The 23,982-nt window shown below is 64.1% G+C and carries 20 protein-coding genes and 1 pseudogene; 10 read left to right on the top strand and 11 right to left on the bottom strand.

What is annotated here, in order from left to right:
* The first annotated feature begins 210 nt into the window (after positions 1 to 210).
* The 3 genes from NYR58_RS13465 to NYR58_RS13455 are packed head-to-tail and all read left to right on the top strand — an operon-like array spanning position 211 to position 2,968.
* Positions 211 to 1,506, top strand: a complete 1,296-nt coding sequence (locus tag NYR58_RS13465) for a class I SAM-dependent methyltransferase (protein ID WP_261521390.1) — start codon at positions 211 to 213, stop codon at positions 1,504 to 1,506.
* Complete coding sequence (locus tag NYR58_RS13460) at positions 1,503 to 2,318, top strand: sugar phosphate nucleotidyltransferase (RefSeq protein ID WP_261521389.1); 816 nt, start codon at positions 1,503 to 1,505, stop codon at positions 2,316 to 2,318. The genes NYR58_RS13465 and NYR58_RS13460 overlap by 4 nt, the downstream gene beginning before the upstream one ends.
* A complete protein-coding gene (locus NYR58_RS13455) occupies positions 2,315 to 2,968 on the top strand; it encodes a PIG-L deacetylase family protein (protein ID WP_261521388.1) in 654 nt (217 codons plus the stop codon). The genes NYR58_RS13460 and NYR58_RS13455 overlap by 4 nt, the downstream gene beginning before the upstream one ends.
* Before the next feature lie 16 nt (positions 2,969 to 2,984).
* Here NYR58_RS13455 and NYR58_RS13450 read toward each other — a convergent pair whose 3' ends face one another.
* The 3 genes from NYR58_RS13450 to NYR58_RS13440 form a co-directional block, all read right to left on the bottom strand.
* Positions 2,985 to 5,297 carry an AGE family epimerase/isomerase gene (locus tag NYR58_RS13450; RefSeq protein ID WP_261521387.1) on the bottom strand — a complete coding sequence of 771 codons (2,313 nt, stop codon included), beginning with the start codon at positions 5,295 to 5,297 and terminating at the stop codon, positions 2,985 to 2,987.
* 152 nt (positions 5,298 to 5,449) lie between these two features.
* Entirely contained in the window at positions 5,450 to 6,208 is a 759-nt protein-coding gene (locus tag NYR58_RS13445; protein ID WP_261521386.1) for a response regulator transcription factor, read from the bottom strand.
* Between the two features lie 291 nt (positions 6,209 to 6,499).
* Positions 6,500 to 7,210, bottom strand: a complete 711-nt coding sequence (locus NYR58_RS13440; protein WP_261521385.1) for a Crp/Fnr family transcriptional regulator — start codon at positions 7,208 to 7,210, stop codon at positions 6,500 to 6,502.
* Between the two features lie 331 nt (positions 7,211 to 7,541).
* Between NYR58_RS13440 and NYR58_RS13435 the strand changes: the two genes are divergently transcribed.
* Entirely contained in the window at positions 7,542 to 7,820 is a 279-nt protein-coding gene (locus NYR58_RS13435; RefSeq protein WP_261521384.1) for a hypothetical protein, read from the top strand.
* Positions 7,821 to 7,853: 33 nt separating this feature from the next.
* Here NYR58_RS13435 and rfbC read toward each other — a convergent pair whose 3' ends face one another.
* On the bottom strand, positions 7,854 to 8,393 hold the full coding sequence (gene rfbC, locus NYR58_RS13430; RefSeq protein WP_261521383.1) for a dTDP-4-dehydrorhamnose 3,5-epimerase: 540 nt from the start codon (positions 8,391 to 8,393) through the stop codon (positions 7,854 to 7,856).
* Between the two features lie 434 nt (positions 8,394 to 8,827).
* Between rfbC and NYR58_RS13425 the strand changes: the two genes are divergently transcribed.
* Both NYR58_RS13425 and NYR58_RS13420 read left to right on the top strand, forming a co-directional pair.
* Positions 8,828 to 9,118: a hypothetical protein gene (locus NYR58_RS13425; protein ID WP_261521382.1), complete on the top strand. Its 291-nt coding sequence runs from the start codon at positions 8,828 to 8,830 to the stop codon at positions 9,116 to 9,118.
* A gap of 10 nt (positions 9,119 to 9,128) precedes the next feature.
* Positions 9,129 to 9,302: pseudogene (locus NYR58_RS13420) on the top strand (TRAP transporter large permease subunit); the annotation flags it as partial.
* 30 nt (positions 9,303 to 9,332) lie between these two features.
* Here the strand turns inward: NYR58_RS13420 and NYR58_RS13415 are convergent.
* The 4 genes from NYR58_RS13415 to NYR58_RS13400 form a co-directional block, all read right to left on the bottom strand.
* Positions 9,333 to 10,112: an HpcH/HpaI aldolase family protein gene (locus NYR58_RS13415; RefSeq protein ID WP_261521381.1), complete on the bottom strand. Its 780-nt coding sequence runs from the start codon at positions 10,110 to 10,112 to the stop codon at positions 9,333 to 9,335.
* Entirely contained in the window at positions 10,109 to 11,629 is a 1,521-nt protein-coding gene (locus NYR58_RS13410) for a tripartite tricarboxylate transporter permease (RefSeq protein ID WP_261521380.1), read from the bottom strand. The genes NYR58_RS13415 and NYR58_RS13410 overlap by 4 nt, the downstream gene beginning before the upstream one ends.
* 5 nt (positions 11,630 to 11,634) lie before the next feature.
* Complete coding sequence (locus NYR58_RS13405) at positions 11,635 to 12,102, bottom strand: tripartite tricarboxylate transporter TctB family protein (RefSeq protein WP_261521379.1); 468 nt, start codon at positions 12,100 to 12,102, stop codon at positions 11,635 to 11,637.
* Positions 12,103 to 12,163: 61 nt separating this feature from the next.
* Entirely contained in the window at positions 12,164 to 13,138 is a 975-nt protein-coding gene (locus NYR58_RS13400; RefSeq protein WP_261521378.1) for a tripartite tricarboxylate transporter substrate binding protein, read from the bottom strand.
* A 171-nt stretch (positions 13,139 to 13,309) separates the two neighbouring features.
* Between NYR58_RS13400 and NYR58_RS13395 the strand changes: the two genes are divergently transcribed.
* Positions 13,310 to 14,341, top strand: coding sequence for a LacI family DNA-binding transcriptional regulator (locus NYR58_RS13395; protein ID WP_261521376.1), 1,032 nt, complete (start codon positions 13,310 to 13,312; stop codon positions 14,339 to 14,341).
* 73 nt (positions 14,342 to 14,414) lie between these two features.
* On the opposite strand, the gene NYR58_RS13390 is transcribed toward NYR58_RS13395, so the two are convergent.
* The 3 genes from NYR58_RS13390 to NYR58_RS13380 all read right to left on the bottom strand — a co-directional run bounded on the left by NYR58_RS13390 (position 14,415) and on the right by NYR58_RS13380 (position 19,499).
* A complete protein-coding gene (locus tag NYR58_RS13390; protein ID WP_261521375.1) occupies positions 14,415 to 15,086 on the bottom strand; it encodes a UPF0149 family protein in 672 nt (223 codons plus the stop codon).
* Between the two features lie 134 nt (positions 15,087 to 15,220).
* On the bottom strand, positions 15,221 to 16,135 hold the full coding sequence (locus NYR58_RS13385; RefSeq protein ID WP_261521374.1) for a response regulator transcription factor: 915 nt from the start codon (positions 16,133 to 16,135) through the stop codon (positions 15,221 to 15,223).
* Positions 16,128 to 19,499, bottom strand: coding sequence for a hybrid sensor histidine kinase/response regulator (locus NYR58_RS13380; RefSeq protein WP_261521373.1), 3,372 nt, complete (start codon positions 19,497 to 19,499; stop codon positions 16,128 to 16,130). The genes NYR58_RS13385 and NYR58_RS13380 overlap by 8 nt, the downstream gene beginning before the upstream one ends.
* 314 nt (positions 19,500 to 19,813) lie before the next feature.
* Between NYR58_RS13380 and urtA the strand changes: the two genes are divergently transcribed.
* The 3 genes from urtA (at position 19,814) to urtC (ending at position 23,979) form a co-directional block, all read left to right on the top strand.
* On the top strand, positions 19,814 to 21,109 hold the full coding sequence (gene urtA, locus NYR58_RS13375; protein WP_261521372.1) for an urea ABC transporter substrate-binding protein: 1,296 nt from the start codon (positions 19,814 to 19,816) through the stop codon (positions 21,107 to 21,109).
* A gap of 78 nt (positions 21,110 to 21,187) precedes the next feature.
* Positions 21,188 to 22,804: an urea ABC transporter permease subunit UrtB gene (gene urtB / locus NYR58_RS13370; protein WP_261521371.1), complete on the top strand. Its 1,617-nt coding sequence runs from the start codon at positions 21,188 to 21,190 to the stop codon at positions 22,802 to 22,804.
* Positions 22,801 to 23,979 carry an urea ABC transporter permease subunit UrtC gene (gene urtC / locus NYR58_RS13365; protein ID WP_261521370.1) on the top strand — a complete coding sequence of 393 codons (1,179 nt, stop codon included), beginning with the start codon at positions 22,801 to 22,803 and terminating at the stop codon, positions 23,977 to 23,979. The genes urtB and urtC overlap by 4 nt, the downstream gene beginning before the upstream one ends.
* Positions 23,980 to 23,982 lie beyond the last annotated feature (3 nt).

The raw sequence follows: 23,982 nt of genomic DNA, 5'->3' as shown, positions 1-23,982 counted from the left end.
GCCGCGCAGCCCGATGCCATCCCCTTTTCAGACTGCCGGAAAAGACGCCGCATGCGCCGTTTGGATGATGGCGAAAACCGTAATGACAGGTCGGCGGCAAAAGGACAGCCGGGTATCCTTGCGCAGGATGACACAAGGCCACGTGACCGCAAGGGACCGGCGGCGCGATCCAGGCCGGGGATCGGCGGCTTTCACGATTTGGAGGCGGGCATGAACATACAGGCCGCCAAGGCGGACAGGCAAACGCACGCCATTGGCCCGGCAGCCACGTGCCGGCAGTGCGGGAAACCGCTCGAACATACATTTGTCAATCTCGGAATGTCGCCGCCTTGCGAGAGCTTTCTCGGCATCGACCAGCTCGACCAGATGGAGGCCTACTATCCTCTGCATGTCCTGGTTTGCGATGACTGCTTCCTGGTGCAACTGAGAGAGTATCTCACTCCCCGCGCCATTTTCACCGAGTATGCCTATTTCTCCTCGTTCTCGACGAGCTGGGTGGAGCACGCACGGCGCTACTGCCTTGCCATCAAGGAGCGCCTGAACCTCGGCCCGCAGAGCCTCGTCGTGGAGCTGGCCAGCAATGACGGCTATCTGCTCCAGCATTTCCTGCCGCAGGGCATTCCCGTGCTCGGCGTGGAGCCTGCGGCAAATGTCGCGAAGGTGGCGATCGAGAAAGGCATTCCGACGTGCGTCGACTTCTTCGGTGTCGCCCTTGCGGGCCGGCTTGCCGCCGAAGGACGGAGCGCGGACCTCATCATCGGCAACAATGTGCTGGCGCAGGTGCCGGATCTCAACGATTTCGTCGCCGGAATGGAACGACTGCTCAAGCCCGAGGGCGTCATCACGCTCGAATTTCCCCATATCGAGGCGCTGATCGCGGAAAATCAGTTCGACACCATCTACCATGAGCATTTCTCCTACTTCTCGCTGCTCACGGTGGGAAAGCTTGCCGAAAGGCACGGGCTGAAGCTGATTGATGTGGAGGAACTTTCGACCCATGGCGGTTCGCTTCGTGTCTATCTGGCACGTCGATCGAGCCGGCACGCCGAAAGCCCCCGCGTCGGCCAACTCATCGAGCGGGAAAGACAATTCGGCCTGACAAGGATCGACACCTACACCTCCTTCTCCACGCGGGCACAGCGCGCAAAGCGCGACCTGCTGTCCTTTCTCGTCTCGGCCAAGAACGAGGGAAAGCGGATTTGCGGCTATGGCGCGCCAGGCAAGGGCAACACCCTGCTCAACTATTGCGCCATCGGTACGGACTTCCTCGATTTCACGGTCGACCGGAATCCCTACAAGCACGGCCGCTTCACGCCGGGCATGCACATACCGATCCGGCCGGTCAGCGCCATCGACGAGGCGAAGCCCGACTACATCCTCATCCTGCCGTGGAATCTGAAGGACGAGATCGTGCGCCAGATGGCGCATGTGGGCGCATGGGGCGCCAGGTTCGTCGTGCCGATTCCGTTTGTCAGCGTGTTCGATCCGAAGGAGGTGGCGAGATGAAGGTCGTTCTGTTCTGCGGCGGTCTGGGCACCCGCATCCGCGAGTATTCCGAGGCGGTGCCCAAGCCCATGATCCCGCTCGGACACCAGCCGATCCTGCGTCACGTGATGCAATATTACAGCGACTACGGGCACAAGGACTTCGTCCTGTGCCTTGGCTACAAGGCCAATGTCATCAAGGAGTTCTTCCTCAACAGCCGGCCCCAGACCTTCGCCGACTGCGTGATCACCGCCGGGGGCCAGAACGTCCAGCTTCTCAACGAGACCGACAGCGACTGGCGCGTCACGCTGATCGACACGGGCATCTGGCGCAACATCGGCGAGCGGCTGTGGGCAGCCCGCCACCACGTGAGGAACGAAAGAATGTTCCTCGCCAACTACAGCGACGGACTGACCGATGTGGACCTCGACGAAATGACCAGGCTTTTCGAGGCCAGCGGCAAGCTGGCCTGTTTTCTGGCGGTCCGCCCGCCGCTCACCTATCACCTGGCCGACATCGCCGCCGATGGCTCCGTACGCCAGTTCGTGACCTCGGACCGCTCCGACATCTGGATCAACGGCGGATACTTCATCATGCGCCCCGAAATCTTCGACTTCATGCGCGAAGGCGAGGAACTGGTCATCGAGCCCTTCCGCCGGCTGATCGAGGCGGATCAGCTGATGGCCTACAAGCATAAGGGCTTCTGGCGCTCGATGGATACGTTGCGCGACTGGCAGTCCCTCGAGGACATGGTGGAAAAGGGCGACATGCCCTGGGATGCGCGCACACGCGCCGAACGCGCCAGGAAGACCGTCGCCATGGCCGCGTCATGAAGTCCCTGGGGCTGGTGGCCGCCGGCGGTTCGCTGTGCATACTGTGCATCGGAGCCCATTCCGACGACATCGAGATCGGCGCGGGAGGCACAATTCTCGCCCTGATCGCCGCGGGCGTGAGGCTGGAGGTGGATTGGTGCGTGTTGTCTGCCCCGGGGGGCCGGAAAGAGGAAGCCCGCGCATCGGCAAACGCCCTGCTGGCCGAATGCGCCGGCCACCGGATGGAGCTCGGTTCTTTCCACGACAGCCATTTTCCCAGCCAGAGCACGGCAATCAAGGAATGGCTGAGCGCCATCCGGGAGAAAACCGCGCCCGATGTCATCTTCACGCATCGGCTGGAAGACGCCCACCAGGATCACCGCGAGATCGCAAAGCTGACATGGAACCTGTTTCGCGATCACCTGATCCTGGAATATGAGGTGCCGAAGTGGGATGGCGACCTGGCCGCGCTCAATGCCTATGTTCCGCTTTCAAAGGACATTCTCGAACGGAAAATTGCGCTGCTTGACGGCCATTTCGCCAGCCAACGGTCCAAGGACTGGTTCGATGCCGAAACCTTTCGCGGGCTTGCGCGTCTGCGCGGCATGGAGTGCCGCGCGCCCGAGCATTATGCCGAGGCGTTCATGATGCGCAAGCTGCGCCTGCTGTGAGGGCACCGCACCACAATCAGGACCGAGCGGCGGATGCGGGAGAAGGCGAACGGGCAAAGGGCGCGGCCACTCCCTCCGCAACGCCGGAAGCCTGCGCCGCCGGCTCCATCTTGTCCAGATACTGCGTCAACGCCATCATGAGATGATAAAAGATCGACGCAGGGACGTCGGATGCGACCGCGCGCCCCCTCTCGTCAATCCTGTCGATCCACAACCCCCTTGGGGCCGGATCGAGGTGCCAGTGAAAGAGACGGCCCACCCGCGCCTCGATCTCGGGCTTCAGGTCCGGTCCGTCCGTCCTGTCCAGTGCCAGGGCTGCCTTGATGGCCTCCGTCTGGGGCCAGCTTCTGGAGATGTTGTCGAGCGGCATGCCCGTTCGCGAGACGGCGCCATAGGCAAGGCCGGTGGCGCGGTTGAGCCCATGGGCGATGGCCGATGCATAGAGCTTGCGCGCAAAGCCCACAAGATCGCTGCGCCGGCTGCGCTCGGCAAATTCTATGAGAAGGGACGCCCACTCGAAGTGGTGTCCAGGCTCGGTCCACTGACCGGCCTCGCCGTCGGCAGGGCGCCACTCCTCGTCGAAATACTCGCCCAGCGTCCAGCTTTCGGGATCGAAGAAATGGCTGCGGAACAGGTCGACGATGCGCGCGGCACGGCGCAGATGACCGCGATTCCCCGTCGCCCAGTGCCAGGCAAGGAACGCTTCCAGAAAATGCATGTGAGGATTGGATCGCCGGTATCTTGCGCCGTCCGTGCTTTCGCGAAAACCGCTCAGGCGCTCGTCTTCGAGATGGGCATCGAGAAAGGCCAGTGTTTCCTCGCCAAGCTGCAGCGCCTCGGGATGTCCCGCCCGATGCGCGTGTGCAAGCGCCAGAAGCACGCAGGCATGGTCATAGGCGTCTTCACAGGAATCGGCCACCGTTCCGTCGACGTTGAAGGCGCGCGCCCAGCCGCCGCGTCGGGTGCGGCCCCGCGCCATGAAGGCAATGCCGTGCTCGATCAGATCATCCGCCGGGCCGTCCCAGCCGTGACTGGCCGCCACGCAATAGGCATAGACCTGGCGCGCCATGGTGCGCATGCGCTTGGGCTTCATCACCGGCTCGCCCGCAAAGGACAACGCCTCGAAAAAGCCGCCATGCCGCTCGTCCACGCCAGCCCGGGACCAAAGCGGCAACGCCTCATCCAGCAGCCAATGCGCAACCCGCTGCCGCCACGCACCCGGCAGCAGCACGCGATCCACCGCGGGCGTGAACTTCGCCTCGAGACGCCCGCTCCTCTCCAGCGTTTCCGCCACCCGCTTGGCGTTCTGGCTCTCGCTCACGGGCGCCGCAAAGGTCGCATCCCGCGTCGCCACCACTGCTACGCCCTTCAAACCGGTCGCCGACAGAAGGCGCCCGTGACTGCGCAGATAACAGTCCGAGCAGCCGATCGCCAGCACATCGCCGACCACCACATTTCCGTTGCCATCCGCCACACCCGCAGCCAGCAGGGCCTGCCAGGAGCCGAGATCGCTCCAATGGAACCTCGCCGGGATCATGACGATACCCTCGGCCTTCTCCATGATGGCGTAGTCGATCGAGACGACCGGAATGCGCTCATAGGGTTCCAGCGCCAGATAGGTGCCGGAAAGATCGCTGCTGGTCTCTCGAAAGGCCGCCTCGGCCTGGTGCCAGATCTGCGGGCAATGCTTGAGGAAGGCATCGCGCATCGTCCTGGCCCGGAAGAGGAAGATGCCGGTATTCCAGAAGAAGCGACCGGACTCGACATAGCTCTTCGCGGCGTCGCGACCCGGCTTCTCGACGAAGCGGACGACCGCCCGCATCTGGTCCCCACTCCCCTCCCCCACTTCGATATAGCCGTAGCCGGTTTCCGGCTGGCTGGGGCGAACGCCAAAGACGACCAGTCTGCCGCCACGGGCCGCACCGACGCCTGCCTCGATGGTGTCCCAGAACTGCTGCGGGCTTTTGGCCTCGTGGTCGGACGGCACGACGAGCGACAGACCGTCCGGATCGAGCGCAAGGGTCTGCAGGGCGGCGATGGCGACCACGGCTGCGGTGTTTCGGCCAACCGGCTCGAAGATCATCCCACCGCCCGCGAGTTCTGCTCCTGCAAGCTCGTCGCGAAGACGTTCGGCATGGCGCTCCGATGCGATCAGAAAAACCGGCGCCTTCCCGCGCGGGCGTGCATTCAGCCGCTGAACGGTCTGCAGAACCATCGAGCCGCTGCCGGCGAGCTGGTGAAACTGCTTGGGGTTGTCCTCGCGCGACAAGGGCCACAGCCGAGCGCCGGCTCCGCCACTCATCACGAAACAGGTGAGTCCGGCTGCCATCTTCTTCCTCTTCGCCGGCCCCGCCGTTCCGGCATCCCTCCGATGGAGGGTTTCTGCAACGTGCCGCACGCAACCGGCACCGCACCTTGCCGGCCTGCCTCGGCGGCCGGACGCCCGTCGACCCGGACAGACAAGCCCTGACCGACGACCCCCTAATTCGGGAACATCTCGCTCAGCTTGTAGGCCACCTCGGTCCTGTTGGTGGCCTTGAGCTTCTTCATGATGTTGCGAATGTGAACCTTCACCGTGCTCTCACGCAGGTTGAGCTCGTAGGCGATGATCTTGTTCGCCTTTCCCCGCCTCAAGGCACGGATGACCTCCTCCTGGCGCTGCGTGAACATGCCGGCAAAGGGGCGCTCCTCGCCGGCGCCTTCGTCGATGACCTTGCGCATGGCAAGCACGCTGCTGGCCGGAACGAAGATTCCGCCGGCCATCGCCAGATTGACCGCCTCCATACACACGCCCACCCCGGTGGACGTGGGAATGTAGCCCTTTGCTCCACATTCAAGCGCCTTCAGGATCTGCGCCAGCTCGTCGCTGTCGGCCAGCACGACCACAGGCGCCGGGCGAAACTCGCTGGCCACGGCGCCGATTTCCTTTGCGACACCCGGATCGGAGCAGCGACGGCCACCCAGATTGAACAGCACGGCCGAGGGGGCGGCGAGCGCATCCCGTCTGGCACGCCATTCATCCATCGAACCAAAGGCGAGAATATCCATCTCCAGGCCCCGGGCGCGCAGGCATTGGGTCAGGCACTCCCGATCAAGCGTGCGACTGTCGAGGATGACGAGGGACTTCTCCGGTGTCGCTTCTGGATCGCGATCATCGCAGAACGCATTTCCGGAATCATAATCCTCTCGAGACAGAATTCCGGTGGCCGTACGTTCGTCGGCCCGAATTGAGGTGTGCATGGCCTTACTCCCTTACTGGTGCACATGCTTCTCATGCCATGGTTGACCAGTTTATTCAGCCGATCGCACAAGAAGCAGAAATGGATCGCCGATCTTTCTGAGATCAAGAACCCAAACCCAGTTTTGTATATACCACGGAGCACCTTTCTATAAATTAACATATATTAATGAAGTTGATAAATTTGTTTACTCTTATACATTATAATAAACCTTTCCCGGCAGAAAATGTTCCGTCAGGATTATACTATAGTCTGTTTCTTTCTACGGCCTTCTTACATCTCCAACCACAGCCTATGCCAGATATGCGCCGTCAAAATCGGCAAGCCGCTCCAGACCGGGCCTGTTCAGAAATCGAACCGAACCGTAGCGGAACTCGACCAGTCCTCTTTCCCTGAGCTCGCGCAGCACGCGGTTGATATGGATTGTCGTCAGTCCCAGCGCGTCGGCAAAATCATATTGCGTGAGCGGACACCTGAATTCATACCGCGTGATCTCGCCCGTCTGTTCCAGCCGAACGGCCAGTTCGAGAAGAAGATGGGCAACCCGCGCGATGGCCCTTCTGCAGCCCACGCTGACGAGGTGCTGGGCAAGAATTGCCCTTTGCCGTCTGATGGCAGCCCAGAAGGCCGTACAAAGCGGCGGGGACCGTGCCAGCCCCGCAAAGAGGGAACTGACGGGGGCCTCAAGCAAGACAAGCGCCGTGTGGGCGCACAGCGTTTCGCCTGAATCGTCCCGATGGTCGCGCGGGATGACGATGTCGCCCCGCATCGGAAAATCCGTGATCTGACGGTCGCCGTCCGGGAGGTGGCTGTACAGGCAGCCCCATCCGGACCGCACCAGAAAGACCTTGTCCTCCTCCAGGGTTCTGCGCTGAACAACCGTATCTTGAGGATAATTCTTCAGGATAAAGCCAAGCTCTTCGACAATTCTCCTATCGTCGACGTTAAACCATGTCTGCAACTTCTGTGCCTGCTTGACTTCAGGCCATAGGTGAACTGTCATTTTGCGTCACACCACCATTCCAGCAATATTGTTACATTGGATAGGGGCAAGGATAACTAGCCAATCGGAGCTAGGCCGAATTCCATAGATTGCGCCCGTGGGAACTTGCCGCGCGCCGGGCTAGTATGCGCCAAGGATCTCAGCTGCCAGGAGCCTGGCGTTTTCGAGAAATCGGGCCTTTGCCAAACAATACGGAAACGCCCGGAACTCCCGAAAAGCGGGCTTCGAATGGAAGCCGCCCAATCCCGGCTTTTGGACGTGACGTCAATCACCGCAGGACACGGTCTTGCACCAGTGCCGGTTGGCATGGTGGAGCCGGATGGAAACCCGCATGGCAAAGAAGAAGTCGGTCGAAGGCATCTCGCGCGCAGAACCCCTGATCCTCAATGCCAAACCGAAAGCGATCGCGCTCGCTGCCCTCTACATCAGTGAATCGTTGTTGCTCGAGCTCCACGCTTCCCAGGTCCTTTCAACGAAGGACGTGGAGGGGCTGCTCACCGACGCCCTTACGGCCCTTCACAATGAGGAGGAGAGGTTCGGCAAGGAGAGCTGCACGATGGCCAGAAAGATCTTGCACGCGCTTTTCAAACAATATGAGGGCCGGGCGTGAAAGCGCTTGCCGCCCTTCCGCCGGCCGATCGGTTCAGCAAGCAGACTGCTCCAGGAGCGGCCAGTTCCGGTCCTTACGCGATAGGACCGTGGGAACACGTGGCCAGGCGATGGCGAGCGCCGGATCATCAAAACGCAGCCCCGCCGACGCCTCGGGAACATAGAATTGCGACATGAGGTAGCTCACGGCAACATTGTCGGCAAGTGTCTGAAAACCGTGCGCAAAACCCTCCGGCACATAGAGCAGGCGGTTGTTGCTCGACGTCAGCTCGACGCCAAGGGACTGCAAGAAGGTGGGGGAATCGCGCCGCAGGTCGATGACGACATCCCATATGGCTCCCGCAAGGCACGACACCAGTTTCGTTTCGCCATGGGGCGCCTTCTGGAAATGCAGGCCCCGCAGGGTTCCTGCCCGCACCGTGCGCGAGACATTGTGCTGCACGAAGCGGGTTTCGAGACCGCGCGCGCCGAATTCCCTCCCGCAGAAGATCCGGGCAAAGGAACCACGCTCGTCGGTGAAGGGTTCGCTCTCTATGAGCCAGACACCTGCAAGATGCGTCTTGCTGAACTTCATGGCATTTTCCGCCGGGCTGCCGCTCGTGTCCCATCTTCCACGCTGCGCTGCGGCGCGGCAAAGAGCCTCTTAAGCGGTAGGCGCATCGGCCAGAGGGAGGACTGCCATCGCCGCGGCAGGAAATCCACGGTGCCGCCGTGGCGTAGCCGCGCAGGGTCGACGTGCTGCAGCGGTGGATGACGGCCGTGGCAGGCCATGGAAACCATGGCCACCCGGCCTCCCGAAACTTGCAACGGCGCAGGTGATGACTACATGAATGCCTGTGAGGGCGTGGTCTCTTGTGAGTCACCGTCCTTCCTTCGCGCCCCCGGCAATGGGGCATGTCAGGCGTCTGCCGTTGGTGCATGACGCCCGAGGTACCCTTCTTGGAAGGGAAAGATCTTTATCCTGACAAGAAGTTCCTTGTTTCGAATTTCAAGATAAGGAGTTAGCCGATGTCCGAGAGAGAGCAGTTTATCGAGAAGGCGAAGGCCCGGCTCGACCAGTGGAACGCCGACATCGACAAGATGAAGGCGAAGATGGAAGAGGCCAACGCCGACGCGAAGATCCAGTATCAGAAGCAGCTCGACGAGATGCGTGCCCGGCGCGACGAGGCGGAAGCGAAGCTCAAGGAGCTTCGCGAAGCCAGCGACGACGCCTGGGAAGACGTCAAGTCCGGGTTCGACAGGGCCTGGGACAGCATCTCCGGCGCTTTCGAGAGCGCCATGGCGCGTTTCAAGCGCTGAAGCAAGGCCGATCGCGCCGCCCGTGGGGCTCAACGTCTTCATCATCAATTCCGTGGCCCGCGATGTGCCGATGCGCGAGACATTCAAGGGCGTGATGCCGTTCTTCCTCGCCGAGATCGTACGGGTGGTGCTCCTGGTGGCCTTCCCGGCCATCAGCCTGCTTCTGCCACGGCTGATGGGTTGAGAAACCAGGCCGGGCGGCCTTTTCCCTTTCTCAGCCGTGCTTCAACTGCGCGTCGCGCACCGCCGCCGCGGCGCGCGCGGCACCCGCCAGCATGCTGATGTCGTTGGGCCCGACGATGAAGCGATAGCCGAGGGATTTGAGCCGCGCATAGTCACGCCCGGCCCCCTCGATTGTCCCGAAGGTGCGCGAAACGCGACCGATCCTGGCCTCGATCTCGCCCAGCACCTCCTGTACGCGCGGATGCTCGAGCTGCTCGAAGAACCCGAGGGATCCGGCAAGGTCATTGGGACCGACGAAGGCCATGTCGATGCCTTCGACGGCCAGAATGGCATCGAGCTCGGCAACCGCCTGGGCCGTCTCGATCTGCACCATCAGGAACAGCTCTTGGTGGGCATTGGCCGCATAGCCGGGCAAGGCGCCATAACCGGAGGCGCGCACGATGGGAGCGGCATAGCCGCGCCCGCCACGCGGCGGGTAAAGACATGAGTGCGCAACCGCGCGCGCGCGCTCGGCGGAGTTGACCATCGGCACCATCAGCGAACGCACGCCGCGGTCGAGCGCCCGCTTGAGCGTCGTATCCGCGCCGTCGGGAACGCGCATCACCGCCTCGCCACCGGCTGCCTCGACGGCGCGCACCAGATTGAACCCCTCTTCAAGGTCCGCCACCCCGTGCTCGCAGTCGATGACGATGACATCCCAACCGGTGCGCACCAGGATCTCCGCCACCTCGGGGCTGCCAAGCTCCAGCCAGGCGCCGGTTACGGTCTCGCCAGCCGCGATTCGCGCCTTCAGGCGATTTCTCATCATCATGTGTTCGTTTCCCTCGAAGATGCGGCCGGACGGCGTCCGGCCAGTTCAAGACCGGCCCGCACGAGCAGAAGACCCCATATCAGAATCGTCGCCACGCCCAGAAACGCAGCGGTCTCACGGGCGAAGAAACCCGACAGGTCGCCCTGCGCCTTCATCATCGAAACCATGAAATTGTCTTCCACCACCTGCCCCAGGACAATGCCCAGAATGGCCGGAGCGATGGGGATTTCGGCATGGCTCATCAGATAACCCAGAAGGCCGAGCGCCAGAACGATCCAGATCGCAGTGGTGCTGCCGAGAATGGCATAGGCCCCCAGCATGGAGAGGATCAGAACACTGGGCATGAGCACGGAACGCGGCGCGCGCAGCAGGAAGGTTGCGGCAAGAATGGCCAGCGTGCCCGACAGGAGCATGACGAGATTGGCCAGGAAGAAGGATCCGAACAGCGTGTAGACGAGAAGCGCATCGGTGCTGAAGATCTGCGGTCCCGGCGTCAACCCCTTCATGAGGAGCACGCCGATGGCGATGGCCGTCACGCTGTCGCCGGGAATACCGAAGACAAGCGCCGGCGTCCAGGCGCCTGCCAGCGCCGCATTGTTGGCGGCACCGCCGTCGATCATGCCCTCGGTATGGCCCTTGCCGAACCTTTCCGGCGTCCTGGAGAAGCGGCGCGAAATCGCATAGCAGATCCATGCCGCCACATCGGCTCCCGCCCCGGGCAGCGAACCGATCACCGTTCCGGCAATGCCCGAACGGGCGACATTGATCTTCCGGCCGCGCACCTCGCGCCAGCCGGCGGCAACCGCTTTGCCAAGCCCCTCCACCTTCAGGCGGCCGAGCCGCACCGGGTCCCGCGTCTCCGCATTGCGCAGCAGCTCGGCAACCGCAAACATGCCGATCATGGCCGGGATGAAGGAGATGCCATCGAGAAGATCGTTGATGCCGAAGGTGAAACGGGGATGGCCGACCGCCACGTCGATGCCGACGGTCGCAATGGCGAGGCCGATGAAGAGACTTGCGAAGTTGCGCGGCACGGAAGCCCCGCCGACAAAGACCGCGCAGCTCAAGCCCAGGCAGGCGAGCCAGAACATCTCGTCGCTCGAAAATCTGGCCGCCACGCGCGCAAGCTGCGGGGCAGCCGCCGAAAGGATGGCAACGCCGATGATGCCGCCGATGCAGGCGGCGAACAGGGAAACGAACAGCGCCGTGCGCGGCCGCCCGCCGCGCGCCATCGCATAGCTGTCCTCCACATAGGCCGCCGAGGCCGGCGTGCCCGGCATCCTCAACAGGGCGCCGGAGATATCGCCGGCAAAGATGGCCGTCGTAGTGGTTGCGACAATCGCGGCCACCGCCTGTGCCGGGTCCATGAAATAGGTAAAAGGCACCAGAAGCGCCACTGCCATGGTGGCCGTCAGGCCCGGCATGGCACCGACAAAGGCGCCGTAGAACGTGCACACCACCACGGTCACGACAAGCTTGGGCGCCAGAACAGCGGCAAGAATGGCTGCGATATCCATGGGATCTACCACGCAAGGGGGGCCATCAGCCCCCACGGCAAGGGTACGCGCAGGAATGTGTAGAAGATGACATGGGTTATGACCGGCGCCACGATGGCGACCGACAGAGCCAGCCCCCAGCCGCCTGCGAACACCCGAACGGCGGCGAGCATTGCCAATGCGGCGGCGATGTGAAAGCCAAGCACCGGCAGGGTCAAGGCAAAGAAGGCGATGGTGAGCAGCACCGCCAGCATCGGCCACAGGGCGCGCGCCTGCTCGCCGGCCTGCGCCGCCGCGGCGCGACGCGCCGGGGTTGCCCCCTCTGCGACAATGCCAACACCGCTGACCATCAGGCCCACCGCGGTTATGGTGGGGAAGAGATCAGGCCCGAAGGCCATGCCGCCAAGGCTCGGGAAGCCCCGCGCTTCGATGGCCATGGCCGCGCCCAGCACGAACAGCCCAACCCCCGCCAGCAAATCCGTCCGGTTGATCATCGTCGTCTGCCCGGCGCATCCCGGGGACACCCGGAATGCGCTCCTTCTTCCTAAGGATGCTTCACTTGGCCAGGCCAATGGCCTCGATGGTCTCACCAAGGGCGACGTTGGAGGTGCGCAGCATCTCCGCCAGCTCCTCGCGGCTCATGGAGACCACATCGGCTCCGCGGCTGGCCTTGAACTCCGCCCATTCCTCGGTCGCGAACAGCTCGCTCAAGGCCGCCTCGTAGGAACAGGCGATCTCCTCGGGAAGACCGGCCGGGCCGCTTACGGTGATCCAGGCCGCCAGCGTCCAGCCGCTGTCGAGAAGCTCCTTCGTGGTGGGCACGTCCGGCAGCGCCTCCATGCGCGTGTCGTGCATATAGGCAAGCGCCCTCACCTCGCCCGACTCGACCAGCGACTTGCCCTCCGACAGGGCCGGCGTGGCCACATCGACACCGCCGGCAATCAGCTCCTGCAAGGCGGGTGCCGCACCCTGGGAGGGAATCCAGCGGATCGCGTCGGGCGCCAGGCCCTCGGCATTCAGCATGCCGGCCAGGGCCAGATGCCAGATGCCGCCCTGCGAGGTGCCCGATGCCGTAAGCTCGCCCGGATTCTCGCGCGCATGGTCGAGCAGATCCTGCAGGCTCTCGAAGGGGCTGTCCTTGCGCACAAGCACACTGGCCGGCACGATATCGACGAGGGCCAGGGGGGTGATGTCCTCATAGGTCAGGTCGGTCAGGCCCACCCAGTGCATGGTGTTGATCTCCACCGTCGCGGCACCGATCGTGTAGCCATCCGGCTCGGCATTGGCGATCGCCGAATGCCCGGTCACACCATTGCCGCCCGTGCGGTTGACCACATTGAAGGGGACTCCCCATTTGCGTTCCAGCATGCTGGCCACCATGCGCGAGTTGGCATCGGTGCCGCCGCCGGCACCCCACGGCACGATGTAGGTGACCGCCCGCTCGGGCTTCCAGTCGCATTGCGCCTGCGCCGCCACAGCGCTCAGGGCAAGCACCGCCGCGCTTGCGGCAGTCGTCAGCAACGTCTTCATGGTCTTTGAAACCTCCCTTTGAAATCTTCATGTGCTGCGACGGGCAAGCCCCGCACAGCCAGCGCCTCCCAGCGCGTGGGCGCAGCTAATCATAGGGATACAGTGTAGTCAATCGATTGACTTGGCCCATTTCCTGATTCTAAGCTCAGGAGGCCACAGGGATGAGCGCCCGTGAACACCAGCCGCCGCATAAGGCTTCGCGACATTGCAGACCGTCTGGGGCTCTCGACCTCCACGGTTTCGCTGGCCCTGCGCAACCATCCGCGCATACCCGAGGAGACGACGCGGCGCGTCATGGCCGAGGCGCAAGCGCTCGGCTATATCTACAATCGTGCGGCCGCCGATCTCAGGCGCTCGCACAGCGACGTCATCGCCGTGTGCCTGAACGACCTGTCGAATCCGGTCTTCAACGAGTTTCTGACCCATATCGAGGATGAGCTGCGCCAGCAGGGGCGCACGGTCTTTCTGGGCGTGGCGCGCGAGGACAGGGCGCTGCAGAACGTCTTCATCCGCAGCGCGCTGGAATATGGCGTCAGTGGGCTTCTCCTGTGCCCTTGCCATGGCACGACGGCCGGCGATCTGGCTGCCGCCCTGCCGGCCCATCTGGCCCGACACTTTCCCTGCATCGCCTTCTCGCGTGCCATAGAGGGCGCCAGGATCCCGCAATTCGTCAACGACGATCTGGAAGCCGGCCGTCTCGCCGCGCGGCATCTGCTGGAAGCCGGACACCGCCGCATCTGCTGGCTGGGCGGCGGCCAGTCCACCAGCACCGCGCGCGGCCGGCAGCAGGGTTTTGTCGAAACGCTCAGGGCGGCCGGCGTGCCCGCTCCCATCATCTGCCACGGCCCGACCTCGCGCGCTTTCGGCCACGAGGCGGCCTCCCGGCTGCTGGCCGGCACGAAGCCGCCCGATGCCTTCGCCTGCTTCAGCGACCTCATCGCCTTCGGCGTGCTCCATGCCTGCCACACGCTGGGCCTCGTGCCGGGACGCGACGTCTCGGTGGTGGGCTGCGACGACATGGAGGAAGCCGCCTATGCCAACCCGCCGCTCAGCACCGTACGGGTGGACAAGGGCGCCATCGGCCGCGGAGCCGCCACCGCCTTCCTGCGCATGCAGGCCGGCGAGCCGATCGCACCCGAAACAACGGTGATCGCCGCCTCCTTCATCTCCCGTGCCACCATCCGCCAGGCACCCTTCAGATAGACACCCGCCCGCTGCGCCCTGGCCACCGCACCCGCCGCGCACCGTGGCCGGCTCGAATTCGGAACCCGGCTGGTCAGTTCAGCCCGCAGCACTGCTTGTATTTCTTGCCGGACCCGCAGGGACAGGGATCGTTGCGGCCAACCTTGGTGAAGGATGACAGCGGGTCGTCCGGCCGGTCGTCGCGATGCTGTCCGAGCCGCCAGGCATTCAGAGTCTCGACCCAATGGGCAATCAGCTCGGGAGCGTTGTCGACAAGCTCGTCAATGTCCGGCCCGAAGAGGCCGCTTTCATCGCGGCTGATCTCAGCAAGCGCCACAAGCCCGGCAATTGCGATCTGCGTGTCTTCATCACCCTCCATGAGCTCGGCCCAGCTGGCAGGGCGAAGCTGCATGGCCAAGGCAAAGCCGTCGATCCAGAATTCCCACAGAACCTCGTCGTGCCGCGTATCGACCTCGAAAACGGGCGCATATCGGCACCGGTGCAGATCGTTGGCGGTGGCGTTGTAATGCTCCATCACCAGCCGGGTGACACTTTCCAGCTGCCCGGCGTTCTCGAAGACGGGAGCCGTCTGCCCTTCCCCGCCGCCCCACACGAATGGCAGCCATTCGCTCGGCATGATGAGCTCCGGGCAGACAAGGATCCCGGCGATGAACCCGTCAAACTCACTAAGCAGCATCGCATCGCTGTCTGCCGGCAGGCGTGCAAGCTGTCTGTCGAGCTGCTTCAGGCGGCGCGGTAGGGTCATGTTGTGGCTTTCCGTTGGCAACCGTGCTGTTCCGCCAATTGCGTTGGCGGGAACCGCTTGAAGCCTTGCGCAGCCGCACGGCAAGATCAAGGCCCGGACGCACCATTTTACAGGCGCCCGCAGTCTGCCGAAGCCTAAGCGAGCACGTGCATGGCCTTGACGGCGGCCGAGGCGCGATTTTCCACGCCGAGCTTGATGTAAATCTGTTCCAGGTGCTTGTTGACCGTGCGCGGGCTCAGGCCCAGCACCTCCGCGATGTCACGGTTGGACTTGCCGCGAGCGATCCAGAGCAGAACCTCGCTCTCCCTCAGGGTGAGGCCGAAATGCTGACGCAGCGTTTCCTCCTGGTTCCGCTCCCCCCGTGCCACGAGACGGAAAAGATGCTCGTCCGGACCGATGATGCCGAGGCAGACAAGCTGGAGCTCCTCCTGTCCGTCAGGCTGCAGCATCACCTCGCCGCCGGCGATCGACGCCACGTCGCGGGCGGCAAGCCACTCCCGCACACGCTTTCCGAGCAGCGCGCGAAGGTTCTCGCCCGCCCCGGCAGCATCGAGCAGGCGGGACGCCTGGGGTGTTGCCCAGTGCACCGCGCCGGAGGCGGAAAAGGCCATCAGATGCCGCCCCGCCGCATCGAGCGCCACACGGGCGCTCTGGGCGCGCCGCGCATTGGCCAGGTGCACGCGCATGCGCGCGGCAAGCTCCTCAAGGTCGATCGGCTTTGTCAGATAGTCGACGCCGCCCGACTCCAGCGCATGCACCACATGCTCCGTCTCGGTGAGCGCCGTCATGAAGATGACCGGTACATGCGCAAGACGCGCCGACGCCTTGAGCCTGCGGCAGGTCTCGAAGCCGTCGAGGCCGGGCATCACCGCATCCATCAGCACCACATCCGGCACCAGCTTCTCGACCACGGAAAGGGCCGCCTCGCCGCTTGTGGACACCAGAACGGTGACACCGGCCTCCTCCAGCGCACGGGTGAGGAAACCGAGCGCCTCGGGCGAATCGTCGACCACCAGCACGATGTCCCCCCGCGGGGCAAGCTCACTCATCGGCGTTCATGCTCTCCAGAAGCCTGGTGTATCCGGCAAAGTCATAGACATCCATATGCGCCCTCAGCCGCTCCACCAAGGGGGCGTTTTCCGGCTGGCGCGAAAGTTCGGCGAGCTTGCGGTCGATGGCGCGCACATGACCGATCCTGCCGAGGCTCAAAAGCTCCCGCAGATGCTCCGCCCCGGGCGACTTCAACGCCTGCCTGCGCGCGGCGGGCATCCGCGGCCGCGCCTGACCGTCTTCCTCCTCGATCCACTCAATGTGCAGCTGGGCGGCAATCGTCTCCAAGAGCTGACGCAGGCCAAAGGGCTTTGCCACGGCACCATTGTGGCCGGCGTCGCGGTCCATCCTGGCGATGCCATCTCCGACATTGGCCGACAGCATGATGATGGGCGTGGCCAACCCCTTTTCGCGCAGCCGCTCCACCAGCGTCCAGCCGCTCATGCCCGGCATGTGGATGTCGATGAAGAAGAGATCGGGGGCCGCGCTTTCGACCATCGCCAGACAGTCCGGCCCATCGACGGCGGTCAGAACCGTGAAACCGAGCGGCTGCAGCATCTGCCGCATCATCTCGCGGTGCTCGGCATTGTCGTCCACAACCATGATGATGCGCCGCGCGCCCCGGTAGCCCAACACCCGGCGGCTTTGCGCCTTCAGGGCCGCCGGCCGGTCCACCTTTGCCAGCATCAGCCGCACCTGGAAGGTGGATCCCCGTCCGGGCTCGCTGTCGACGCGGATCTCGCCCCCCAGCGTCTCGGTCAGCAGCTTGGTGATGGTCAGTCCCAGCCCAAGCCCTGGGGAAAGGCGGTCGCGCTCGGCCCTGCCGCGCGCAAAGGGCTCAAAAATGCGCTCCCGATCCTCCGGCGCAATGCCGGGGCCGCTGTCGCTGACGCAAAAGCTCGCCACCTCTGAACGGTAACGCACCGAGAAGTCGATCCGGCCATGGTCGGTGAACTTGATGGCGTTGGAAAGGAGGTTCACCAGGATCTGGCGCAGCCGCTTCTCGTCCGTGCGCACATAGGCAGGCAGGCCGGCATCGCGCTGATGGGAGAAGACGAGCCCCTTGGCCTGCGCCTGCAGGCGGAACATGCCGACGATCTGATCGAGAAAGTCGGACAGGCTGATTTCGTTTGCATAGACCTGCAGACGGCCGGCCTCGATCTTCGAGATGTCGAGCAGACCGTCGATCAGACCCGACAGATGCTCCGCGCTGCGACGGATGACCCCGAGGGAACTGCGCCAGTGCGCCGGCAATCCCTCCTCCCGTTCAAGGATCTGGGCATAGCCGAGCACGGCATTGAGCGGCGTGCGCAGCTCGTGACTGAGGCCCACGACATAGCGGCTCTTGGCCTGATTGGCAGCCTCGGCCTTCTCCTTTGCTCTTTGCAGCGCTGCGTCGGTCTTGCGGTGCGCGGCGATCTCCCGCATCAGCGCCGCGTTCTGCCGGGCGCTCTCCGTCTCGGCAATCCTGCGGCTGTCATGGGCAAGCACCAGAAACCAGCTCACAATGCCTGCCACCACGCACAGCACGAAGAACACCACCAGGATGGTGCCGCCCACCACCTCTGCCGTCTGCGGCGCCGCACTGACGGCAAAGGCATAGACCAACGCCAGAATGGCCCCGAGCAGTGCCACCGAGAACGCCATCGCCATGGCGAAGCGGCCAAGCCGGGTCTTGAGCTTCTCCACCGCCACCGCCGGCAACAGGCCCTCGGCAAGCGCCATCGCCTGCGCGCGCAGATTGGCCCTGGGCTTGCACAGATCGTGGCAACGCGCGTCAAGCGAGCAGCACAGCGAGCAGATGGGCGCGGCATAGGCCGGACACCAGGCCATGTCCTCGGGCTCGAAGGGATGTTCGCAGATCGAGCAGGTGACGGTGCCGACCCCGGCCCAGGCCCTGCGTGGCTTGCGCGCCAGATAGTAGCGCCCGCCCGTGGCCCAGGCGATGGCGGGGGCGGCGATGAAGGCGGCCCCAAGCGCAACATAGGGGGCAAGGGCGGCCGCCATCTGCCCGAATGCGCCGAAATGGGCAGCCAGCGCAAGGCCGCCGGAGATCGCCATGGAACCAAGCCCCACCGGGTTCACGTCGTGAAGATGAGCCCGCTTGAACTCGATGCCGGGAGGCGCAAGCCCCAGCGGCTTGTTGATAAACAGATCGGCCGACACCGTGGTCAGCCACGCCATGGCGACGATGGAGAAGACGGCAAGGGTCTCCTCCAGCAGGCGGTAGATGCCGAGCTCCATGAGAAGAAGCGCTATGGCGACATTGAAGACGAGCCACACGACGCGACCAGGGTGGCTGTGGGTCAGCCGCGAGAAGAAATTCGACCAGGCGAGCGAGCCCGCATAGGCGTTCATGACATTGATCTTGAGCTGGCTGACGACGACGAAGACGGCCATCAGCATCAAGGCCAGCGTCTCGTTCGGGAGCATGTAGCCGAAGGCGGCAGCATACATCTGCGCCGGCTCCGAGGCATGGTCGGGCGGCACGCCCAGAGACAGAACCAGGACCGCAAGAAACGACCCGGCAATCAGCTTCGGCGCGCCCAGCAAGACCCAGCCGGGACCGGCGAGAAACACGCCCAGCCGATGGCGCCGGCCGGCCGCCCCCTTGGGCGGCAGAAAACGCAGAAAATCCACCTGCTCGCCGATCTGCGTCATCAGCGCCAGGATCACCGCCGAGGCCGCTCCGAACTTCGCGACCTCCAGCGCCGAAACCGCGTCGGGCGCCGCGTCGACGCCCGGGAAGGCCCGCCAGAGATCGAACCGCTCCCAGTCGAGCCAGGCAATGAAGAGAAAGGGCAGGATGTTGAGCACGATCCAGACCGGCTGCGTGAGAAGCTGAAAGCCGCTGATGAGCCTTACCCCGTGGGTGACAAGCGGGATCACCGCCACCGCGCTCACGATATAGCCGATCCACAGCGGGATGCCGAAGGCAAGCTCCAGCGCGCTCGACATGATCGAGGCCTCGATGGCAAACAGGATGAAGGTGAAGCTCGCATAGATCAGCGAGGTGATGGTCGAACCGATATAGCCGAATCCCGCTCCACGCGTCAGCAGATCGATGTCAAGCCCGTGGCGCGTGGCATAGCGCGAGATCGGAACGCCGACGGCGAGGATGACCACCGAAGCGACGAGAATCGCGGCAAGGGCATTGGCCGTGCCGTAGGAGAGCGTTATCGCGCCGCCGATCGCCTCCAGTGCCAGGAAGGAAATGGCACCAATGGCCGTCTGTGAGATGCGCCGGCTGGAAAAACGCCGGGCGCTCTTGGCCGTGAAACGCAGCGCATAGTCCTCAAGGGTCTCGTTGGCGACCCAGCGATTGTATTCGCGCCTGATGGGAAGAATCCGCTGCCGCGCCATCGCCCCTCATGTTCCCCTCGCCGCCATTCTTTCGATGACGGCTTGTTGCGGCTCGTTTGCCGTTCTCCTCCCAAGACCGCATTATCGCGCCGGCAAGGCAAGACCTGCAAGCGGATTTGTCCTTGCCGCCCGTTCCGGCATCGATGGCGGAGGGTTCGGCCGGCGGTGCCCCAATCCACGCAGGCCGCAGACCACCGCACCGCGCGACGCCGTGCCTACGTCGTTCAACGTATAGGCACCTGGCGCGCTCGCCTGCAAAGTTCCCTCCGGCACGAGACTCTCTCTGCCTCAACGAATTTCAGGGGAACACACAGATGACCAGAACACTCACCCGTCGCACGGTTCTTGCGACAGCGCTCGCCGGCACGCTCTGCCTTTCCGCAGGCACGGCCCTCGCGCAGGAGGAGACCATCAAGATCGGCGTCCTGCATTCGCTGTCGGGCACCATGGCGATCTCCGAGACGACGCTCAAGGACACCATGCTCTTCCTGATCGAGGAGCAGAACAAGAAGGGCGGGCTTCTCGGCAAGAAGCTGGAGGCGGTTGTCGTCGACCCGGCTTCCGACTGGCCGCTCTTCGCCGAGAAGGCGCGCGAACTGATTTCCGTGCACGAAGTCGCTGCCGTCTTCGGATGCTGGACATCTGTCAGCCGCAAGTCGGTGCTGCCGGTCTTCGAGGAGCTGAACTCCATCCTCTTCTACCCCGTCCAGTATGAGGGCGAGGAGAGCCAGCGCAACGTCTTCTACACCGGCGCCGCCCCCAACCAGCAGGCCATTCCCGCCGTCGACTACCTCATGAACGAGGAAGGGGTCGAGCGCTGGGTGCTGGCCGGCACCGACTATGTCTATCCGCGCACGACCAACAAGATCCTCGAGCAATATCTCAAGGACAAGGGCGTTGCCGATGACGACATCATGATCAACTACACGCCCTTCGGCCACTCGGACTGGCAGACCATCGTCTCCGACATCAAGGCCTTCGGCTCGGCCGGCAAGAAGACGGCCGTGGTCTCCACCATCAACGGCGATGCAAACGTGCCCTTCTACAAGGAGCTTGCCAACCAGGGCATCTCCGCAACCGACATCCCCGTCGTCGCCTTCTCGGTGGGAGAGGAAGAGCTTGCCGGCATCGACACCGCGCCGCTGGTGGGACATCTGGCGGCCTGGAACTACTTCCAGTCGGTCGACACGCCGCAGAACGCCGAATTCATCGACAAGTGGCACGCCTTCATCGGGGATGAAGACCGCGTGACCAACGATCCGATGGAAGCCCACTATATCGGCTTCAATCTTTGGGTTCAGGCGGTCGAGAAGGCCGGCACCACCGATACGGACGCGGTGCTCGATGCCATCATCGGACTGGAGACGCCCAATCTCACCGGCGGTGTGGCCAGGATGCTGCCCAACCACCACATCACCAAGCCGGTGCTTATCGGCGAAATCCAGGACGACGGCCAGTTCGAGGTGGTGTGGGAGACCGAGGATACCGTGCCGGGCGATGCCTGGTCCGACTTCCTGCCCGAATCCAAGATGATCGAGGCGGATTGGACCGACCCGATCAACTGCGGGAACTACAACACCGAAACCGAAACCTGCGGCGGCGCGAGCTGACCGCGCGAAGGGGCGCCGCCCACGCCGCGCCCCTTCCCCGACCCGCCGTCCGTCACCACCCGGGAAACACACCCTGTCATGCACCCGATCCGCCTCATACTGACGCTTCTCCTGGCGCTCCTGCTCACTGGCGCGCCCGGTGCGCTCGCACAGGCAGACACCGTCGAGGCCCTCGTGAGGGCATTGCCCGAAGGCGGCTATTCCGAGCGCGAAAAGGTGATCTTTGCGCTGGCTGAAACCGGCGACGACCGCGTGGCACGTCTCCTCAGCGTCCTCGGCGAGGGTGACCTCTACCTGCACGAGGCCGACGGTCGGGTGGTCGCCGCCAGACGTTCCGGCGAGGGCTACGCCATCTCCGATGCGCTGAGCGGCGAGGCGCTCGGCACCGTCGAGAAGGGCGCCCTGGAAAAGATCCGGGTCAACAACCGGCTGCGCCGCGCCATCGACGGCGCCATCGCCCAGCTCACCCTCATGAGCCCCAGGGCCCCGGTGCGCCTGTCGGCAGCGCGCAACCTGCTGAAGACGGCCGAGCCGGATGCGCTGGACCTGCTGGACAAGGCCCTTGCGAGGGAAAGCGATGCCGATGTCAGGAGGGTCATGGAGCAGGCGCGCGCCGCCATCGTCCTGAAGACCGAGACGAGCGTCGAGGAACAGCTCGCTGCAGTGGAGATGCTGGCGGAGCGCGGCGACCGCGAGGCGCTTGCCATGCTGACGGGTGCACTCGCCGGCGCCGCGCCGCCGGTGCAATCCGCCCTCAGGAGCGGCATTGCGTCCGTCGAACGCAGGCTTGCCCTGTGGGATGCGCTCCAGAACGTCTGGTATGGGCTGTCGCTCGGCTCCGTGCTTCTGCTGGCCGCCATCGGGCTTGCCATCACATTCGGCGTGATGGGCGTCATCAACATGGCGCATGGCGAAATCGTCATGCTGGGTGCGTATACGACCTTCGCCGTGCAGCAGGTCATCCGCACCTCCTTTCCGGGCCTGTTCGACTATTCGCTGGCCATTGCCCTGCCGCTTGCCTTCCTGATTGCCGCCCTGGTCGGGATCGCCATCGAGCGCGGCATCATCCGCTGGCTCTATGGGCGACCGCTGGAGACGCTGCTCGCCACCTGGGGGCTGAGCCTGGTGCTGCAGCAGACGGTGCGCACCATCTTCGGCCCCAACAACCGCGAGGTGGGCAATCCCGCCTGGATGTCGGGCGCCTTCGAGCTGGGAGGGCTGTCCATCACCTGGAACAGGCTCTGGATCGTCGCCTTCGCGCTCTTCGTCTTTGCCGTGCTTCTTGCGGTGCTGAACCGCACGCAGCTCGGCCTGCAGATGCGGGCGGTCACGCAGAACCGGCGCATGGCCTCGGCCATGGGCATCCGCACGCCCTGGGTGGACGCCATGACCTTCGGGCTCGGCTCCGGCATCGCCGGCATGGCCGGCGTCGCGCTCTCGCAGATCGACAATGTCTCGCCCAATCTCGGCCAAAGCTACATCATCGATTCCTTCATGGTGGTGGTTTTCGGCGGCGTCGGCAATCTGTGGGGCACGCTGGTGGGCGCCTTCACGCTCGGCGTCGTCAACAAGTTTCTGGAGCCCTATGCCGGCGCCGTGCTCGGCAAGATCCTGATCCTCGTCTTCATCATCCTCTTCATCCAGCGGCGCCCGCGGGGCCTGTTCGCCCTCAAGGGCCGGGCGGTGGACGCATGATCACGAAAACGCTGCTTCGCGCGCTTGACGGCAAGGCTCTCTGGGTGCTTGCGGCCCTGTTGCTGATTGCCATTGCCGTGCCCGCCTCCAACCTGGCGCTGCCTTCCGGCCATCCGTTGCGCGTGCCCGACCATTTCGTACCGCTTCTCGGCAAGTACCTCACCTATGCCATGCTGGCGCTGGCGCTCGATCTGGTGTGGGGCTTCTGCGGAATCCTCTCGCTTGGCCATGGCGCCTTCTTCGCGCTGGGCGGCTATGCGATGGGCATGTATCTCATGCGTCAGATCGGCGATCGCGGCGTCTATGCCCACCCCATCCTGCCCGATTTCATGGTCTTCCTGAACTGGAAGGAGCTGCCCTGGTTCTGGTACGGCTTCGACATGTTCTGGTTTTCGGCCGTCATGGTGGTCGTGGCGCCGGGGCTGCTTGCCTTCGTCTTCGGATGGTTCGCCTTCCGCTCCCGTGTCACCGGCGTCTATCTGTCCATCATCACCCAGGCCATGACCTATGCCCTGATGCTGGCCTTCTTCCGCAACGATATGGGCTTTGGCGGCAACAACGGACTGACCGACTTCAAGGACATTCTTGGCGCGCCCATCCAGGCAGGCACGACGCGCGCAGCCCTCTTTGCCGCCTCGGCCGTGGCACTGGGGCTATGCTTCCTGGTGTGCTCGGCCATCGTCAACTCGAAGCTCGGAAAGGTTCTGGTCGCCGTGCGCGACGCCGAAAGCCGCACCCGCTTCCTGGGCTATCGCGTCGAACGCTACAAGCTCTTCGCCTTCACCGCCTCGGCGATGATGGCGGGCCTTGCCGGCGCCCTCTATGTGCCCCAGGTGGGCATCATCAACCCCGGGGAGTTCGCACCGGCCAACTCCATCGAAATTGTCATCTGGACCGCCGTTGGCGGACGCGGCACGCTGGTCGGGCCGATCATCGGCGCGGTGCTGGTGAATGCGGGCAAATCCTGGTTCACCGGCCTCTTCCCGGAGTTCTGGCTGTTTGCGCTGGGCGGGCTGTTCGTCGCCGTCACGCTGTTCCTGCCGCGGGGGATCGTCGGCACGCTCGCCGATGCGTGGCATGCGATGAAGGCGCGGCATCGCCCCGCCAGCCTGGAGGAGGGCTCCCCGAGACCGCCGAAGGGCTCAGCCCGCATGGACCCCTCACCCGCGGAGTAGATG

This window comes from Chelativorans intermedius (assembly GCF_025398255.1).
GTDB lineage: Bacteria > Pseudomonadota > Alphaproteobacteria > Rhizobiales > Rhizobiaceae > Chelativorans > Chelativorans intermedius.
Note: the sequence above shows the minus strand (reverse complement) of the source record. Positions and strands in the feature narration are given on the sequence as shown.

Coding starts and splice junctions, on each gene's coding strand:
- NYR58_RS13415 (WP_261521381.1), bottom strand. CDS start 10,112: ATGATGATGAGAAATCGCCTGAAGGCGCGAATCGCGGCTGGCGAGACC.
- NYR58_RS13440 (WP_261521385.1), bottom strand. CDS start 7,210: ATGACAGTTCACCTATGGCCTGAAGTCAAGCAGGCACAGAAGTTGCAG.
- NYR58_RS13400 (WP_261521378.1), bottom strand. CDS start 13,138: ATGAAGACGTTGCTGACGACTGCCGCAAGCGCGGCGGTGCTTGCCCTG.
- NYR58_RS13390 (WP_261521375.1), bottom strand. CDS start 15,086: ATGACCCTACCGCGCCGCCTGAAGCAGCTCGACAGACAGCTTGCACGC.
- NYR58_RS13460 (WP_261521389.1), top strand. CDS start 1,503: ATGAAGGTCGTTCTGTTCTGCGGCGGTCTGGGCACCCGCATCCGCGAG.
- NYR58_RS13455 (WP_261521388.1), top strand. CDS start 2,315: ATGAAGTCCCTGGGGCTGGTGGCCGCCGGCGGTTCGCTGTGCATACTG.
- NYR58_RS13380 (WP_261521373.1), bottom strand. CDS start 19,499: ATGGCGCGGCAGCGGATTCTTCCCATCAGGCGCGAATACAATCGCTGG.
- NYR58_RS13385 (WP_261521374.1), bottom strand. CDS start 16,135: ATGAGTGAGCTTGCCCCGCGGGGGGACATCGTGCTGGTGGTCGACGAT.
- urtB (WP_261521371.1), top strand. CDS start 21,188: ATGCACCCGATCCGCCTCATACTGACGCTTCTCCTGGCGCTCCTGCTC.
- urtA (WP_261521372.1), top strand. CDS start 19,814: ATGACCAGAACACTCACCCGTCGCACGGTTCTTGCGACAGCGCTCGCC.
- NYR58_RS13465 (WP_261521390.1), top strand. CDS start 211: ATGAACATACAGGCCGCCAAGGCGGACAGGCAAACGCACGCCATTGGC.
- NYR58_RS13405 (WP_261521379.1), bottom strand. CDS start 12,102: ATGATCAACCGGACGGATTTGCTGGCGGGGGTTGGGCTGTTCGTGCTG.
- NYR58_RS13435 (WP_261521384.1), top strand. CDS start 7,542: ATGGCAAAGAAGAAGTCGGTCGAAGGCATCTCGCGCGCAGAACCCCTG.
- NYR58_RS13450 (WP_261521387.1), bottom strand. CDS start 5,297: ATGGCAGCCGGACTCACCTGTTTCGTGATGAGTGGCGGAGCCGGCGCT.
- NYR58_RS13425 (WP_261521382.1), top strand. CDS start 8,828: ATGTCCGAGAGAGAGCAGTTTATCGAGAAGGCGAAGGCCCGGCTCGAC.
- NYR58_RS13445 (WP_261521386.1), bottom strand. CDS start 6,208: ATGCACACCTCAATTCGGGCCGACGAACGTACGGCCACCGGAATTCTG.
- NYR58_RS13410 (WP_261521380.1), bottom strand. CDS start 11,629: ATGGATATCGCAGCCATTCTTGCCGCTGTTCTGGCGCCCAAGCTTGTC.
- urtC (WP_261521370.1), top strand. CDS start 22,801: ATGATCACGAAAACGCTGCTTCGCGCGCTTGACGGCAAGGCTCTCTGG.
- rfbC (WP_261521383.1), bottom strand. CDS start 8,393: ATGAAGTTCAGCAAGACGCATCTTGCAGGTGTCTGGCTCATAGAGAGC.